The sequence below is a fragment of the Nostoc sp. DSM 114167 genome (assembly GCF_052692655.1).
Window position 1 is genome coordinate 411521 of the sequence record NZ_CP195116.1, and the last position, 17489, is coordinate 429009.

The 17489-nt window shown below is 41.3% G+C and carries 15 protein-coding genes and 1 pseudogene; 10 read left to right on the forward strand and 6 right to left on the reverse strand.

Going from position 1 to position 17489, the window contains the following annotated elements; translation table 11 throughout:
• Positions 1-268: 268 nt before the first annotated feature.
• From NSTC731_RS01770 to NSTC731_RS01785, 4 genes are all read left to right on the forward strand, one after another.
• Complete coding sequence (locus NSTC731_RS01770) at positions 269-706, forward strand: RrF2 family transcriptional regulator (protein ID WP_445629352.1); 438 nt, start codon at positions 269-271, stop codon at positions 704-706.
• Between the two features lie 175 nt (positions 707-881).
• On the forward strand, positions 882-1844 hold the full coding sequence (gene cysK, locus NSTC731_RS01775) for a cysteine synthase A (RefSeq protein WP_445629353.1): 963 nt from the start codon (positions 882-884) through the stop codon (positions 1842-1844).
• 15 nt (positions 1845-1859) lie between these two features.
• Positions 1860-2561, forward strand: coding sequence for a J domain-containing protein (locus NSTC731_RS01780; protein WP_445629354.1), 702 nt, complete (start codon positions 1860-1862; stop codon positions 2559-2561).
• Positions 2562-2906: 345 nt separating this feature from the next.
• Entirely contained in the window at positions 2907-3779 is an 873-nt protein-coding gene (locus tag NSTC731_RS01785; RefSeq protein WP_445629355.1) for a 6-carboxytetrahydropterin synthase, read from the forward strand.
• Between the two features lie 60 nt (positions 3780-3839).
• Here NSTC731_RS01785 and NSTC731_RS01790 read toward each other — a convergent pair.
• The 3 genes and pseudogenes from NSTC731_RS01790 to NSTC731_RS01800 all read right to left on the reverse strand — a co-directional run bounded on the left by NSTC731_RS01790 (position 3840) and on the right by NSTC731_RS01800 (position 6336).
• Positions 3840-4418, reverse strand: a pseudogene (locus NSTC731_RS01790) (Uma2 family endonuclease).
• Between the two features lie 33 nt (positions 4419-4451).
• Positions 4452-5420: a PrsW family intramembrane metalloprotease gene (locus NSTC731_RS01795; protein WP_445629356.1), complete on the reverse strand. Its 969-nt coding sequence runs from the start codon at positions 5418-5420 to the stop codon at positions 4452-4454.
• Complete coding sequence (locus NSTC731_RS01800) at positions 5413-6336, reverse strand: class I SAM-dependent methyltransferase (protein ID WP_445629357.1); 924 nt, start codon at positions 6334-6336, stop codon at positions 5413-5415. The genes NSTC731_RS01795 and NSTC731_RS01800 overlap by 8 nt, the downstream gene beginning before the upstream one ends.
• Positions 6337-6770: 434 nt before the next feature.
• On the opposite strand from NSTC731_RS01800, the gene mscL reads away from it, so the two are divergent.
• Positions 6771-7202 carry a large conductance mechanosensitive channel protein MscL gene (mscL, locus tag NSTC731_RS01805; protein ID WP_445629358.1) on the forward strand — a complete coding sequence of 144 codons (432 nt, stop codon included), beginning with the start codon at positions 6771-6773 and terminating at the stop codon, positions 7200-7202.
• A gap of 187 nt (positions 7203-7389) precedes the next feature.
• Here mscL and NSTC731_RS01810 read toward each other — a convergent pair whose 3' ends face one another.
• Positions 7390-9066, reverse strand: a complete 1677-nt coding sequence (locus NSTC731_RS01810) for a DUF3352 domain-containing protein (RefSeq protein ID WP_445629359.1) — start codon at positions 9064-9066, stop codon at positions 7390-7392.
• Positions 9067-9477: 411 nt separating this feature from the next.
• On the opposite strand from NSTC731_RS01810, the gene NSTC731_RS01815 reads away from it, so the two are divergent.
• The 5 genes from NSTC731_RS01815 (at position 9478) to NSTC731_RS01835 (ending at position 16108) form a co-directional block, all read left to right on the forward strand.
• Complete coding sequence (locus NSTC731_RS01815; RefSeq protein ID WP_445629360.1) at positions 9478-9702, forward strand: hypothetical protein; 225 nt, start codon at positions 9478-9480, stop codon at positions 9700-9702.
• 466 nt (positions 9703-10168) lie between these two features.
• Positions 10169-12811: a M1 family aminopeptidase gene (locus NSTC731_RS01820; protein ID WP_445629361.1), complete on the forward strand. Its 2643-nt coding sequence runs from the start codon at positions 10169-10171 to the stop codon at positions 12809-12811.
• Positions 12812-12854: 43 nt separating this feature from the next.
• On the forward strand, positions 12855-13496 hold the full coding sequence (locus tag NSTC731_RS01825; RefSeq protein WP_445629362.1) for a GNAT family N-acetyltransferase: 642 nt from the start codon (positions 12855-12857) through the stop codon (positions 13494-13496).
• 480 nt (positions 13497-13976) lie between these two features.
• Positions 13977-15704, forward strand: coding sequence for an ABC1 kinase family protein (locus NSTC731_RS01830; RefSeq protein ID WP_445629363.1), 1728 nt, complete (start codon positions 13977-13979; stop codon positions 15702-15704).
• Between the two features lie 29 nt (positions 15705-15733).
• Positions 15734-16108 (forward strand): hypothetical protein, encoded by a 375-nt coding sequence (locus NSTC731_RS01835; protein ID WP_335180112.1) that lies wholly within the window; start codon positions 15734-15736, stop codon positions 16106-16108.
• On the opposite strand, the gene NSTC731_RS01840 is transcribed toward NSTC731_RS01835, so the two are convergent.
• Together NSTC731_RS01840 and NSTC731_RS01845 are read right to left on the reverse strand one after the other, a co-directional pair.
• Complete coding sequence (locus NSTC731_RS01840; protein ID WP_445629364.1) at positions 16105-16275, reverse strand: hypothetical protein; 171 nt, start codon at positions 16273-16275, stop codon at positions 16105-16107. The two genes, NSTC731_RS01835 and NSTC731_RS01840, sit on opposite strands and share 4 nt — an antisense overlap.
• A gap of 167 nt (positions 16276-16442) precedes the next feature.
• Positions 16443-17477: an Npun_R2821/Npun_R2822 family protein gene (locus NSTC731_RS01845; RefSeq protein WP_445629365.1), complete on the reverse strand. Its 1035-nt coding sequence runs from the start codon at positions 17475-17477 to the stop codon at positions 16443-16445.
• Positions 17478-17489 lie beyond the last annotated feature (12 nt).

Sequence of the window (17489 nt, forward strand, 5' to 3'; positions counted from 1 at the left end):
AGTATACTAGAAAAGTTAGGAGTTGTGAGTTAAAAGTTATGGCGGGTTTTATATGAATTTGACAGTTATCGTTTAGATGTAATACATGCTGTGCCCTTACGAGTAGTCTGTATTCCATACAATTGAGAATGCATAATATCTCAACACTGGCAATTTTAGATTTTGAATTTTGGATTTTAGATTTAAGGAAAAATCTAAAGTCCAAATTGAATGACTCCTAACTCCTAACTTCTAACTTCTAATTTTTACCCCTAACTTATTGCTGCTTGTGGAACTATCCTGTAAATCAGAATACGCAATTCTCGCCTTATTAGAGATGGCCGCTCATTACGAAAGCGGCGAACCGCTGCAAATTCGACAAATTGCAGCACAACAAAAGATACCCGATCGCTATTTGGAACAGCTACTAGCAACCTTGAGGCGTGGCGGTATAGTTAAAAGTCAACGTGGGTCAAAAGGAGGCTATCTGTTAACGCGAGAACCCCGAAAAATCATCCTTTTTGAAATTTTGGAATGTTTAGAAGGCTTGGAGGCGCGGGCTGGTGAAGAAAACGTTAATTCCAAAAGCATAGACAGTTCAGTTATAGAAGAAATTTGGCAAGAAGCAAGTCACGCGGCAAATTCCGTCTTCCAAAAATACACGCTCCAGGATCTTTGTGAAAAACGAGATTCGCGGCGGCAATTAGATATCATGTACTACATTTAGTCAAGAGTCATTTGTCATTAGTCACTTGTACTGAGTTTCGACTGCGCTCAACTACCGCGAAGTCGTTGGCGTGGTCACTGAGCGTAGTCGAAGTGCAGCCTCTCGTAGAGAAGTATTTGTCATTTGTTGATGATTAATGACCAATAACAAATAATTAATAATTAAGGATTAATTTATGCGAATAGCTCGTAACATTACAGAACTTGTCGGTCGTACACCCCTAGTCCAGTTGAACCACATTCCTCAAACAGAAGGATGTGTTGCAGAAATTGTGGTGAAACTGGAAAGTATGAACCCATCGGCATCAGTTAAAGACCGGATTGGGGTAAGCATGATTAACGCTGCCCAAGAGGAGGGGCTAATTACTCCTGGGAAGACAGTATTGGTAGAACCTACTTCTGGAAACACTGGTATTGCCCTAGCAATGGCAGCAGCAGCAAAGGGTTATCGATTAATTTTGACAATGCCAGAGACGATGAGTGGAGAGCGTCGGGCAATGTTGCGAGCTTATGGAGCAGAACTCGAACTAACACCAGGAATGGAAGGCATGAGTGGGGCAATTCAACGAGCGCAGCAAATAGTTAATACTACACCAAATACCTATATGTTGCAGCAGTTCCGCAATCCAGCCAATGCAAAAGTGCATCGGGAAACTACGGCGCTTGAAATCTGGGAAGATACCGATGGACAAGTTGATATCATTGTGGCGGGAGTGGGTACAGGTGGTACGATCACTGGTGTAGCAGAAGTGATTAAAGCACGCAAGCCTAATTCCAAGGCGATCGCAGTTGAACCAGCCAATAGCCCAGTTTTATCTGGAGGACGACCAGGCCCTCACAAAATTCAGGGAATAGGTGCTGGGTTTATTCCCCAAGTACTCAAGATAAAATTAATTGATGAAGTTATTACCGTCACCGATGAAGATGCGATCGCTTATAGTCGGCGTTTGGCAAAAGAAGAAGGGCTACTATCTGGTATTTCCAGTGGAGCAGCTTTATGTGCAGCAATTCGCGTTGCCCAACGTCAAGAAAATCAGGGACGTTTAATTGTGATGATTCAGCCTAGCTTTGGTGAGAGGTATTTGAGTACACCGTTGTTCCAAGACCTGGAGGCAAGGTTAGCCACTAGCGTCAGTTAACGATACATTGAATTAATGGTCAATTCTAAGCACGTTTCTAACCATTACGAAACTCTCAAAGTTAGTCCAAGTGCTAGCCTTGCGGAGATTAAGCAAGCTTATCGCCGCTTGGTTAAGTTGTTTCATCCTGACAGTAATCAGGAAACAGCCGATCGCGAGCAAATTATCCGCATCAATGCAGCTTATGAGGTCTTAGGCGACAACCAAAATCGCCGCAATTATGACCAAGAACTGCAAGATGACTCCCAAAAATTAAATAGCGATCGCCAACAGCGTACAGCATCAGCTCAACAGCATTACCAGACCACACGAAAAACCGGACGGGATGCTGACGAGCAAGTTGAAGAATGGCTACGCCAAGTTTACCAACCAGTAAATCGCTTGCTTTGTACCATTCTTTATTCCTTAGAAGAACAAATGGATCAATTAGCTGCCGATCCCTTTGATGATGAGCTGTTAGATGAATTCCAGGAATACTTAAAAACCTGTCGAGATGACCTCAAGCAGGCACAAACTACTTTTCGCTCCCTACCAAATCCCCCTAGTCTCGCAAGAACGGCGGCTCACCTTTACTACAGTCTGGATCAAGTAGCAGATGGACTCGATGAATTAGGTTATTTTCCTTTGAACTACGATGAGCGTTATTTACACACAGGTCACGAACTATTCCGTATAGCTTCGAGATTGCACTGTGAAGCACAAGCTTCTGTTACATAATCATTGGTCATTGGTCATTGGTCATTGGTCATTGGTACATACCCCGTCTCTTGTGATAACCTAAGCTTACTTTTATGGTGGGCGGAAAAGCTTTATCTTTCATCGGACTAATTCAAACCACTTTAAAGAGTGGGCGTGGCTTCTCTTGGACAAATGACAAATACAACTCTTAGAGAGGCTGCACTTCGACTACGCTCAGTGACCACGCCAACGACTTCGCGGTAGTTGAGCGCAGTCGAAACTCAGTACAAGTGACAAATGACAAATGACACATAACTTAGGAATTAGTTTATGCTGGAAGCAGAAAAAGATTAAGAAATTTTAAATTCTGCTTATAGTGTGCTCATGCAATGCATTGTTAATCGCCGCGCCCAGTTTTCTGCAAGTCATCGTTATTGGTTGCCAGAACTGAGTGAAGCCGAGAATATTGAGAAATTTGGTGTTGGTACTAGATTTCCGGGACACGGACATAACTATGTCTTATTCATCTCTCTAGCGGGGGAATTGGATGAATATGGCATGGTGCTGAACTTGTCTGATGTGAAACACGTAATTAAACGGGAAGTTACCAGTCAATTGGACTTCTCTTATCTCAATGATGTGTGGGCAGAATTTCAACAAACTCTGCCTACTACTGAGAATATTGCACGGATTATCTGGCAGCGACTAGCACCGCACTTACCTCTAGTCCGCGTGCAGTTATTTGAACATCCTGAACTTTGGGCAGATTATATGGGAAACGCAATGGAAGCCTACCTCACCATCAGTACTCACTTTAGCGCCGCCCATCGGCTAGCTCATCCTAAACTCAGTAATGAAGAAAACACTGAAATTTATGGGAAATGCGCTCGTCCGAACGGCCACGGACACAATTATCATCTAGAAGTTACCGTGAAAGGGGAAATTGACCCACGCACTGGCATGATTGTTGATTTAGGTGCCCTGAATAAAGTGGTAGAAGATTATGTGGTGGAGCCATTCGATCACACCTTTTTAAACAAAGATATTCCCTACTTTGCCGAAGTTGTGCCGACTGCTGAAAATATCGCGCTTTACATTAGTAATTTACTGCGATCGCCTATTCAAGAATTGGGAGCTAAACTTTACAAAGTAAAACTGATTGAAAGTCCGAATAACTCCTGTGAAATCTACTGCACTGAGTCTGAATCAGATTCAGTCAACGCATCCGTGAATCAACCAGTATTAGCACAAGTTTAGCTAATTGCAAATTAGGCATAGGACATAGGGAATTTAGATCGTCCCCATGCCCATGCCCACCTAAAAAAGTTTACTTACTAAGCAGTTAAAACCAGGTAGCAGAGGACTTGTCAATTCATCTTGACTAAATAAAGTAGCTGCTAACTTTAATACAGCCTGTTCGCGTCGATAAACCTCAACTTTCTTCTGTATAGAATCGCAAATCCAATATTCTTGAACTCCTTGCACCGAGTACAGTTTTAGCTTTGTTTCTTTGTCGCGTTTCTCGCTTTTTTCGTTGGGTGATAAAACTTCTACAATTAACTCCGGTGCGCCCGTGAGATGTCCAGCTTCATCTAGTAAATTTTTTAAACGTTCATGACTTGCCCATACCACATCAGGGATCACATTGTCAGAATCTGAGAAAATAATTCCAGGTGCGATGTCTACGACGGGCTACGCCTACGCAGCTTTACCCAGACCAGTTTCATCTGACCAATTGTTAAGAACTGTAACAATCCTGCCGCAGCTTGTCTGATGATCCCAGTTAGGCGCTTTAGTCACAAATAGTTCTCCATCAATAATCTCATAGCGATTTCTGCGATCGCCAGCAAATAGCTCTAGGTCAGCAGTCGTCCAACGCACTGGAGTTGTTTGCATGAGAAACCCCCTAGCCTTTTCCTAAATCATATTTTAAAAATACCGACGGCGGGCAGAATGTCGCAAATAGCGATAAATGCCCCACGCTAAAACTCCAAAAAAGAGATTTAGTAAAAAGCGACTAAATATAAACCACAAAATATAAATGTCAAAAAGCTTCGACGGACTCAAAGGACTAATTTTCCTGACTAAGAGAAACAGCCCAAAAATAGCATTTCCACCCAGTACGAGGGCAAACAGCACTAAACTCCTCTGCCAGTAACGGCGCTGGCGTATACGGTCTGAAATTAGGGTAATTACAGGTTTACCTTGTACTTTTCGCAGTAATTGTTCTAGTCGCCAAAACATCCACAACAGAAACGGAAATAAACCATAACTCAGCAAACGTAGGGGTAGTGAGTAACGCCAAGCACTAGATAGGACATTAATTAGAGCATGGCAGATTACAGAATTTAGCCAAGCCCTAAAAATAAACTTCTTGTCTCGATTTAACCGAGTATTGGAGGAAATATAAATTCCTAAAGCATATCCCCAAGGAGCAGAAAACATAGCGTGGACTGGTGTGCCAATAGTCCGGTCAAGAATTGATGCGGTATCGTGGAAAAGGTAAATCCAGTTTTCTTCGGCAGTAAATCCAAGGGCAACGGCGATGGTGAAGAGGAAAACCGTCGAGTGAAGTAATCGATATTTGCGTTGCAGATAGTAGGTTGGGATAAAAACCGCAGCTAACTTGCAGCCTTCTTCAATTGTGCCTACTTCCACAAGCTGCCGCAAGGCTATACCAGGAAGCCAACGTTTGAGTTGTTGCCAGTCTACAAAATAGTTCGCTACAGTTTCAAAAACCCATTCCAGGCTAAGGGCTAGGATACCAGATATTGCCCCAATGATAAAGAACATCAGTAACTTTAACAAAGGTGGGGCAAATGGCACTCGACAGTAGTAGTAGCCAAGCAGCAGCAAGGGTGGTATTACTGCCCACAACAGTAGAGATAAATCAACCACTCACCTGAGCAATTACTGTACGGTGACGGTGGGTATTGTTGGTAATAGTGGGAGTTTGGAAACCCGCCTCAACAATAGCCTGCTCAATGTCTAAAGCAAAATATTCATCTAAATACGGTTCAGTACTTTTGAGCAAAGTCAAAATGTAGGCTGGCATTTTCTTGTAAACTTCAGATTTGGGATTCATATCCATGATTGCCAAGTAGCCACCCGGACGCAACACGCGCCGCATTTCAGCTAAAATTTGTCGGGTTGCTGATTGGGGTAATTCGTGGCACATCAGGAAAATAGAAACTAAATCAAAAGAGGCATCAGGTAGCCCGGTAGATTCAGCTTGGGCATGAAGCCAGTTAATTTTAGCTTGGCGTTGCCCAGCGCGGTAATTAGCTACGGCTAAGAAGTAGGGAGATAAGTCTAAGCCTGTAATTTTGGTATGGGGATAAACAGCTTGTAGGGCAAAAGTACTCAAGCCCACACTACACCCTACATCTAAGATGTCTTGCAGCTCATTGGGGATTTGACTTTTCAGGATATTGTGGTAACTTTGGCGGAGCATAGCATCGCCTTGCGCTTCTTCAGCACTCTGCCAAATCTTAGCGTGGACAGCGTAAGCAGCAGGTTCTACCTCAAAAGCGGCTTGCCAACTCAGATTTCCGGTTTCGTAGGCATGGAATGAGGTGACGTAGTAATTAGGGTAGGAAAGCTGAGGATTTTGTACTTGAGCTAAATCATCCTTCCAATCAAGCGCTTGTAGTGTTTCGACTTCTTGCGTCCAAGGCACACCAATTCTCTCAGCACGTTTAATCATCATTTGTCTAGCTTGATGCTTGGCTAGGTTAGCTAAAGGCTGGATTGCCAGTATGCCATTTACCAAACGGGAAGCTAAACCAGGATTATTGTTTACAGCAGCGGTCATAAATCAGTTTGCATTTAACAGCCTTTTCTACTTATGACATACTTGCTGGACGGCAGTCTATAGCAATCCTATTTGATTTACAAACTACTCGTGGAGGCAAGGAATAGGGAATGGGGAATAGGGAATAGATGTGGAAAGCAACTCATTTAGGACTGCTATAGAAATGAAATGAATCGAATTGTATAACGGCAGTCTGCCTCCTTTGGCTTGCTCTAAGCAACAAATATTATAGAAGGTTGATATTTGGAGAACAGCAAAGTTCTGAGAAAATGTGAATTATGCTGGTTTCCAATTTATATTTCTTTATCAGAGAATTTTATTCAAGATTGGTAAAATTTTGATACTTAGCAATATCTATCTCAACAGGGATGGCAAAAAGCTGAGTGCCTTTTCTAAAGAAAATTACAGTAAGTTAAGCTTATTGAGAGTCAAGTATGGCCAGAGCAAGAAGAAGAGCAAGTGGCTTTTTAAAAGATTTTCAAGAGTTTGCCCTTAAAGGCAATGTAGTTGACTTGGCGATCGCTGTCATCATTGGTGGTGCTTTTGGTAAGATTGTCACTTCTCTTGTTGAAGATGCGATCATGCCATTGATTAATCCCTTGGTTAGTTTTGCTGGCAAAGACTGGAGAACAATCGCCATTGGCCCGGGAATTAAGATTGGTCACTTTCTTGGCGCAATAGTTGACTTTGTAATCATTGCCTTAGTTTTATTTGTGGCAATTCGAGCCTTACAAAAATTTAAGAGACAAGAAGAAGTAACCGATGAACCCTTGCCAGATCCTAACCTTGTAGCCCAAGAAAGATTGACTGGCGCGTTGGATAGACTCAACCAAACCTTGGAAACTCGGAATAATCAAGTTTTGTAAATGGAGAGTAAGGGGATGAAGGAGCAGGGGAGCAGAGGAGAAATCAATTCAAAATTCAAAACTTGTACTGAGCGTCTTGCCCTGAGCGAAGTCGAAGGGAGCCGAAGTATTCAAAATTCAAACATTTTAGAACTTCTGCCTTCTGCCAACTGAGCCTCCTGCCTCCTCTTTTCCAATGGCCAATACCCTACTTTGCAGTAGGCTTGAGAGCTAACAACATCTCTAATTCACTGGTCGATTTATCAGGGCTAATAGCGGTAAAACCAATACCACGAATGGAATTCAAAATGGTGATGGTATCGGCGTTAGATGATACAAAACTATTGATCAGCGGCACAGTTTTAGTTTTATCCATATCTAGGTAGAAATAGCCACCGTTGGGCTTTTGCAAAGAACCAGTCACGGCTTTGAAAGCATCGCTAGTGTCGAGAGATGGATTTTTGCGATCGCTAACAACCTCAGCAATTGGGCCACCAAGAGCTACAAATACAGTATCTTGGTCTAGCCAACCATGTGCCAATAAAGCTCCTTGTCGGGGAATTTGCCATTCAGTTACGTCTTTACCACCGATGTTTCTGTTGGCGACGTTGATTTGTTGAGTTTTGGCAAGGGTATCCAATTTTGTTAAGGTGGCTTCGGCAGTTTTGCGATCGCTAGTATCAAATACTAAAGCACCTCCAAAACCAACACTCGCCAATACTCCTTGATTTGATGGAATCGCACCAAAGGCAAATTCTCCATTCATCCAGCCAAAAATATCCTTATCTAGGTCTAGATTGGCAATTTTCAGTTGTCCTCGTGCTTGTTCTAAAGCTTGCTTCATTTCTGGATAATCTTTTGATTGCTCTACTAGCGCTTCCCAACCACGGCTGATACCATTTCCGCTAATCAGAGCAAAGGTATCGGCAGGAAATTGCCCGACTATATTCCCAGGACTTGATTGATACTGAAATTTATTTAATTGCGGATCTAAATTAGCGATCGCTTTTAACCGCACTCCCGCATCATCAACACCAACACCTGCTACCACAGATTTTATCTGCTTCAATTGCGTCAGGGTTTGTGGCGGTAACTGCTTTGCCTGCGGATTTCCAGCAGTTAATTGCTGTATCATCTCGGCATAGTCTGGGACATAAATTTGGGCGAGGCTGTTTTTAACATCCACTCCTTTAAGAATGCTGCTAGCACCTTCTTTACTGGCAAAAGAAGACTGCCCCTTAAACGTATCAATTGCTTTTTCTACAGCTTGCTTTTCAGGGGCTAATACCAACTGACTATCATTTAAAACTACGCTATACGTCGGCTTGCCATTTTGTGTAGTTTCGACAATTTTTTGACCTTGATAGTCAGATTCCTGTAATTTCACTCCTTTTTGTGACTTCAATTTGTTAGCAAAATTCAAGGCGCTGAGTTTGTCCTTGATTCCCACCACTATCAGGATATTTGATTCCTGCTGTAAATTTGTTGGTACATTAGGTGCCCCAGAGGGTACCTTTAACTGTGCTGGTTTGACGGGATTTGGTGGCAATACAGCAATCATCACACCACCAGCCCAAGGCTTTATGTCTTGTTCATAAGAAACGTTACTGTCACGGAATATTTGCTGATTGAAATCTTCCAGACTTTTTGCCACTAACTTTTGTGCTTCTGGAGTGCCAAACTGCTGTAATTTTGCCCAGGCTCCAGAGTCAGTAGTAATATAAGTTGCCATCAGTGCTGTTGAAGGTACTACTTTTGCACTGCCTAGAGCGTCTGATGTACCTACTGGTGAGCCTTTAAAGTACGTATAAGCCGCTATACTTCCGACGACAACGACGGCAGCACCAACAGCAGGAATGAGAAATTTTGATTTACTTTCAGGCATTTTGTTATCCTCTTTTGCTCAGATTGTCACCGAGATTTATACAAGTGTCACTGTAGAGTTTTCGGATTTATAATAATTTCCGCTAATCCATCGCTAGACTAACCCATGACAAAAGGATTCAGCAGCACGCTGATTGGCAAGCTGCACATCTACCTTCTACTTGCAGACAATTATTGCTTTTGACATCTATTATTAATCGGATATTAATCATAAAGATTCTCAATTAAACGTGACATCTCAATCAGCAAACATCCAACTTCAAAGTGATTTTTCACTACAAATGGGTTTTTGCAAATTAAATACATAGCAATCCTATCTGATTTGTAAAAATTGCAAGGGTTAGATTCCCGACAACTCTTATGAAGTTGAGAATCTCAATTGTTTACGAATGATTTCAGATTGCGATAGCACTTGGATCTTACAGTCCATCTTCTATCCAGCAAACAAGCTAGCGATGTTGACGATGGGCTACGCCTACGCCGATTTGCTAAAGAGGTTAAGAAGATTTGGGAAGCGCAAAATCAATCTACAAGCGTTCCCTCTGAGCGACTTTTACAGGTACTCGCCAGTATGGGAGTTTTTACGGAGACAGAAATCGATTATTTTACTCTTACACAACTAGTACCCTGCATTTAGTTTCAACTCCAGTTGGTATTTACTGATAAAATTAGTAATCCTATAAATTAGCGGTCTAAAATTACTCTCAAAAATACTTCAATCAGATGAGGAGCGAATTTGCAAATGATATGCTGTTCATTTTAAACAAAGTAGCGTGTTCAGCAGCAAGCTATCCTAAGTTATAAAAATAATTAGGAGTATTTGTACTTAATGAAAATCTATAGAGGCACAAAAGACTCTTGACTCAATGCCCAAAAAGTGCAAAACATCAGCAAAAGTAAATGCAGCAGGGACATGGAAAAAATCCCAGGATCGGTAGCCGATCTTTGGAAGTTTGGGTGAGATTAATTTCAATCTCCCAATCCCAAGGTGAGAAGTCACCTTCATAATGCTCTGTTGAGGGAAATACATCAGATACCGCTATTTTACTTAACTACATCCAACCAAGCCAGACTTTTCAGGATTACAAGGTCAGTAAGCATCAATGTCGCAGTCTTATTTTGATACAGATAATAACGGACACAAACCTTTTGAGTTACCGGGAGCAAGACCACACTACAACCCCGATCGCCCCGGACAGGTAGAGCATATTTTTCTCGATCTCAGCTTGGATATTCCAAAGCTTTGCTATCAGGGCAGTTGTAGCATTCGCCTCTTGCCAATCCGTAATGGGATCGATCGTTTGACTTTGGATGCTGTCAATCTAAATATCGAGTCTGTGCAAGTGGACGAAGTGCCACAAACTTTTGACTATGACGGGGAACAGCTTTCTATTCAACTTTCTCAGGTAACCCAGATTGGTAAACGCTTGCTGATTGCGATCGCTTACTCAGTGGCAAAACCGCAACGCGGTATTTATTTTATTCAACCAGATAAGCACTACCCAAACAAGCCTACTCAAGTCTGGACTCAAGGTGAAGACGAAGACTCTCGCTTTTGGTTCCCCTGCTTTGACTATCCAGGACAACTGTCTACTTCGGAAATTCGCGTTCGCGTTCCCAACCCTCTCGTGGCGATTTCCAATGGCGAATTAATTGACACCATAGAAGATGGTGATTACAAAGTCTATCATTGGTTACAGCAACAAGTTCATCCTACCTACTTGATGACTTTAGCAGTAGGTGATTTTGCTGAAATTCGAGATGAGTGGAACGGTAAAGCTGTCACCTACTATGTAGAAAAGGGACGGGAGGAAGATGCTAAACGCAGCATGGAAAAAACTCCCCGAATGATCGAATTTTTGAGCCAAAAGTATGGTTATCCATATCCTTTTCCAAAATACGCCCAAGTTTGCGTTGATGATTTTATCTTTGGCGGCATGGAAAACACTTCCACAACACTGTTAACAGACAGATGTTTGCTGGATGAACGCGCCGCCTTAGATAATCGCAACACTGAAAGTTTAGTCGTCCACGAACTCGCACACCAGTGGTTTGGTGATTTGGTAGTGATTAAGCATTGGTCTCATGCTTGGATTAAAGAAGGGATGGCTTCTTACTCTGAGGTGATGTGGACAGAACAAGAATATAGTTTAGAAGAAGCAGCTTACTATCGTTTATTGGAAGCTCGTCGTTACCTAAGCGAAGATAGCAGTCGTTATCGCCGTCCAATGGTAACGCACGTTTACCGAGAAGCTATTGAACTTTACGATCGCCACATCTACGAAAAAGGATCTTGTGTCTATCACATGATTCGGGCCCAATTGGGAGATGAGTTGTTTTGGCAGGCAATTCAAACATTTGTCCAAGATAATGCCCACAAAACCGTAGAAACAGTAGACTTACTCAGGGCGATTGAAAAGGCAACCGGACGTAATCTTTTGTTTCTGTTTGACCAATACGTTTATCGTGGTGGTCATCCCGATTTTAAAGTAGCTTACTCTTGGGATGGAGATGCTCATTTAGCAAAAATTACAGTCACTCAAACCCAAGCTGATGAAGGTAAAAATGGTAGTAAGGATTTGTTTGATTTAAAAATACCTATTGGTTTTGGCTATACGCAACAAGAAGAAGTGATGAGTAAAGAGTTAGGAGTTAAAAATAATTCCAAACTCATAACTCCTAACTCACAACTCAAAATTTTTACTGTCCGGGTGAATGAACACGAACAAAGCTTCTACTTTCCCCTAGAAAATAAGCCCCAATTTATTAGCTTTGATGTTGGAAATAATTACCTAAAAACAGTAGCTTTAGAATATCCAATCACAGAGTTAAAAGCACAGTTAGAATTCGATCCCGACCCGATTTCGCGTAGTTATGCAGCAGCAGCTTTGGCGAAAAAAGGTGGGTTAGAAGCGATCGTTGCACTGTCTGCATCGCTAAAAAATGACCCATTGTGGGGTGTGCGTGTGGAAGTGGCAAAACAACTAGCCCAAATCAATTTAGATCAAGCCTTTGATGGCTTAATTCCTGGGTTAAAAGATAAAAATGCTTATGTGCGACGGGCTGTAGTGGAAGCACTTACTCAATTCAAAACTGCTGAAAGCTATAAAGTTGTCAGAGGGCTGTTGCAAAAAGGCGATCCCAGCTACTACGTGGAAGCAGCAGCTTCTCGCGTAATCGGGGCGATCGGCTCATCAAACTTGGAAGAAAAACCCAAGGAAGACAAGGTATTAAAGCTGCTGAAATCCGTTTTAGAAGAAAAGGCAGGTTGGAATGAAGTCGTGCGAAGTGGTGCGATCGCCGGTTTAGCTGAATTCAAAACTTCGGAAGCAGCTTTAAATCTGCTGCTAGAATACACCAAACTCGGTGTGCCACAACCTTTACGTTTAGCTACAATTCGCGCTTTAGGAAAGATTTCTGTAGGTCAAAGTCCGGCTAATTTGGAACGGATTTTAGACAAATTAACAGAACTCGCTAAAGAAAGCTTCTTTTTAACACAAGTGTCGGTAGCAGCAGCATTAGGACAAATGGAAACACCTAAAGCCGTGGGGATTTTGCGATCGCTAGCCGAACAAACAGCTGACGGGCGTGTACGTCGCTCTGCTGAGGAAGAAATTTCCAAGGTGCAAAAGAACATTGGTTCAGAAAAAACCCTGCGTCAACTGCGTGAAGATTTCGACCAACTCAAACAACAAAATCAGGAATTGAGAAGCCGTTTAGAAAACTTGGAGGCTAAATCTAAATAACATTACATAATCATTAAAAGTAGCTAATTGGTAATTGGTAATTGTGGAAAAACCACTACCAATTACCAAGTATATAGTAGTCATAAATAATGATTATGTTATGAGTCACGGGTTAATTCTTCCACCTAACTATACAATTCGTCCTGCCAGAAACCGAACAGAAATATGGGCAGTTTATAGATTGCTGGTTTTGGAACGTGAGGAGGAACCTTTTCGCTCGAAATTAGTGACAGTAGTATTGAATCCTTATACCGTTACTCTGCTTACATTATTAGTTATCATTCTTTTATTTATAGGCTTTGTATTCCCATTAGACAATTGGTTCTACATACTTCTCATTTCGGTATTAAGTGTTTTTGTATCTTTTAGTTTCTATCAGCTTAGTTTTCTATATAATTTGTTTCTAGAAAACGAAAGACGACTTGTCATCGCATTACATCGAGAACAAGTAATTGGTTCGGCACTGATGGCTTTTCGAGGAAATTATTCAGTTCTGCTGGGATTGTACGTCGCACCTAGCCATCGTCGTAGAGGAGTGGGTAATCATCTAGTCGAGTATATTTTGCAGGGAGATGCACTACCAATATACCTGAATGCACCGCCTGACTTACGCTCGTTTTATGCGCGTTTTGGCTTCGTTGAAACTAATATACGGAAAGGATATAACATGTCTAAACTCCAGTAGTATGCTGCTTGAGCTTGCCCTGGTTAGTCAAGAAAAGTCTCTTTTTGTTAGGAATAACTTCAGAATGGTCTGTAATTCCAGTTACCGTACTCACCTGTGGTGATAAAGTCCAAGACAGTAATAGTACTACCGATCAATATAAATGTAAGTAAATAAAGCTACTTAACTATCAGACTTTATTTAAATTTGTATACATTAGACACAGGTAAATATTTATATTTTTATAAATAATGGTTAAGAAAAGATAAAATCATCTGAAATATGGATAAGTAGTTGTAGTTTTATAAAGTATAATTAAGAAAAAGATAAACAAATCTAGGCAGTAACAAACGCTAAAATCGCCTCGATCGCTACCCCAAAGGGTAGAGTTCTAGTTATTTTAGACAGAAGACTACCGCTATCCTGCAACTTACAACTAACTTGTAAGTCAGGAGAAAAAGAATAATTGTAAATTTTTCAGTTGAAGAGGCAAAAAAAGGCGTGGGTCAGTATCAACCTGCTCAACTAAAACTCTATAATCCAGATGCGATCGCTCGCTACTATAGTTACCGTCCCTGGTTAGCTTGGGGGCGACTGCTGAGAATTATCTCCTCTTTTGCAGGATTTATATTCGGTCTGAAGTGGGACGAGTGGCAAGATAAAGTTGAGCATAACAAGGGTAAACGAGCTATCCAGTTGCGACAACTGCTCACCCGCCTCGGTCCGACTTTTATTAAAGTTGGTCAAGCCCTCTCCACTAGACCTGACCTGATACGCAAAGATTTCTTAGAAGAACTGATCAAGTTACAAGACCAGTTACCACCTTTCGATAATGCGATCGCTTACCAGATTATCGAAACAGAACTAGGTCGTCCAATTCACGAAAGTTTTAGCGAACTGTCACCTAACCCAATAGCTGCTGCTAGCTTGGGTCAAGTATACCGAGGTCGTCTGGTTAGCGGCGAAGAAGTCGCCGTGAAGGTGCAACGCCCCAACTTACACCCGGTAATTACACGCGACTTATATCTAATGCGTTGGGCAGCAGGTTGGCTAGCTCCTTGGTTGCCTTTAAATCTCGGTCATGACCTAACTTTAATTGTGGATGAGTTTGGCACGAAATTATTTGAGGAAATTGACTATATTAATGAAGGCCGCAACGCCGAAAAATTTGCTAGCAACTTCCACAATGACCCACAAGTAAAAGTTCCAGGAATTTATTGGCGTTATACCAATACCCACGTTTTAACCTTGGAATGGATTAACGGCTTCAAGCTAACGGATACTCAACACATCCGCGAAGCAGGTTTAGACCCAGAAGCGATCATCCAAATTGGCGTGACATCAGGATTGCAACAGCTTTTAGAATATGGCTTCTTCCATGCTGACCCTCATCCTGGCAATTTATTTGCTGTACCCGATGGTCGTATGGCTTATATTGACTTCGGCATGATGGATCAGTTGGAAGAAAGCACCAAAGAAACGCTGGTCGATGCACTAGTGCATTTGGTGAATAAAGACTATACCGACTTAGCCGAAGACTTTGTAAAATTAGGGTTTCTGACTCCAGACACGAATATTTGCCCGATAGTGCCAGCATTAGAAGCGGTGCTAGGAAACGCTATTGGTAAAAATGTCAAGGATTTTAACTTCAAAACTATTACCGATGAATTTTCGGAACTGATGTATGAATATCCTTTCCGAGTTCCGGCAAAGTTTGCCTTGATTATTCGTTCTCTAGTTACTCAAGAAGGTATTGCCCTTAGCCTTAACCCCAATTTCAAAATTGTGGAAGTGGGTTATCCCTATATAGCGCGGCGGTTGCTGACAGGGGAATCGCCGGAATTAAGACGACGATTATTGAATGTGTTGTTCAAAGATGGTAAATTTCAGTGGCAGCGGTTAGAGAATTTGATTGCGATCGCTCGTACCGATAACAACTTTGATGTATTGCCCACAGCGCAAATGGGGTTCCAATACTTAATGTCGGCAGAAGGCAAGTTTCTAAGGCGACAGTTGGTGCTTGCTCTCACCGAAGATGACCGCTTGCACACCGAAGATGTCCAACGCCTGTGGAATCTGGTTAAAGATGACTTAAAACCGGATCGTTTATTAAATGTAGCGATCGGGATTTTAACAGAATTATCCAGAGAAGGGGCAGCCGCTATTCTGCCAAAAGCGACATTACTTGGGTCTTTTGCTGAGAACCAGTCAACAAATAATAAAAAGTAAAAAATTTTTAATAGAAATTAGGAGTTTTCATGTATTATTTTCCTGAGCAACCGCCTTACTTTCTCTTACTTGTTGGCTTTTTGATAGCATTAACATCTGGTTTGGCATTATCTGGCACTTTGAAAGTAATTGTGCAGAACTGGTCAAGCGAACGAGCAGAAAATACTCAGCCACGTTCCTCACTGAAACAATTACTTGTACCATTTATCGGCATAACAGGCGGTACTTGTCTATTTATGTCTTCAGGCTTAGAGATATTTGGCTTTCCCTCATCCTTGGCTTTAGGAGTCGGTCTACCAATTAGTCTATTTACTTGTTTGCTAGTTTGGTTGCAGTTAGGAAGTATGATGACCTTCATACAACGTGAAGGTATGCAATCTTTAGATTTAGATTCTTTTTCTTAGAAGCAGACCCACTGGCGGCGATCGCCACCCGCTATGAATGGAAGAAACAAGTCAAATCCTCTTCCCTTCTGCCTTCTGCCTTCTGCCTCCTGCCTTGTTTCTTGAAAGAGGGTTAAATAGTAAGAAGCCTCACAAATATCTAAATTACCGTAAATACTCACCGCCAACAATGATGCTCTATTAAAAATGAGATCGTTATTTAGTGGTGAATAATTATTTTTTGCTGAAATTTAATCATTCTAATATTTAATCGCGTTCAAATTACTTTTATTACTGATAAACGGGCAATAGATAAGCTATAAATTAAACAACATTTTAGTCTAATTTTACTTAATTACTTAGTCATTTTATCCTTGAAATTACGATAGTTAAGCTTAATATTGTTGACTTTTCGATTGAAAAAACTTGTAGTAGTCTTTTGCAGACGCATTAGCGGACTCTGACGCCTAAAACTTTTGGGTCTTTGTTCTGGTGAGTTTAAATATCTATAATGCAAAAATATATCTCGATATGGAATATCGATATCTTCACCAGCGCAAAGTTGAGTAAAGTGTGGTGAAGTTATACTCATATAGTGCAGATATGTCAGCCGCCGTCCTTGGTCGTAAAGGATGTTATCTACCACATCAAATTGAGAACGCCAATGGTTGCCAGTTGCGTGTTCGCAGTCATGAAAAGCAAAGTTATAATAGGAAATTCCACTTTTCAATACCATGTAGTTAAATAAAGATTGGTCAGGACCTCCAAGAGCCATGACATCAGCTTCACTAACCTGTAATTTGTCGAGTAGGTTTGCTAACGTAGCTTTAGAAAAAATATCTTTTTTAGTTGCAAACCAACCGGCACAAAATATATGAGAATGCAATTTTTCTTGGTCAAAAACTTGCTGTATAAGTTCTGGTGGACCATCAAAAATATATTTCAATTCAGATTTATATTGAAAATCATTTGTTACCCAATCATATTTATCTAATTTTTCATATATATAGTCTATAGGCCCCATAAGGAGCGTATCTGCATCAAAATAAATAAATTTATCAAAGGAACCATCTAAACCACAAAGCTTACGATGCATCGGTAGACGATAAAGTTCTGGAAGCCCCCATTTTCGCCAAGTTTTTTGTGCCCTTGAGTGATTTTGCCAGACCTGGGTTGCAAAGTTATCCCAGTAAGCTATAGAATCAGAATCTTCAAATAAAGTGACATTATCTCTAGATGCAATCTCTGCCTTTACTTTGTCTAACTGCTCATTATATGGAATTATACAAATAGGAATTTCTCTACCAGCATTAGCCTCTATACTGTTGAGCAACGCCACTAATTGGTCATAGACAACATCATTGGCTAGGATATAAATACCATCAATCATTGGATACTCCTA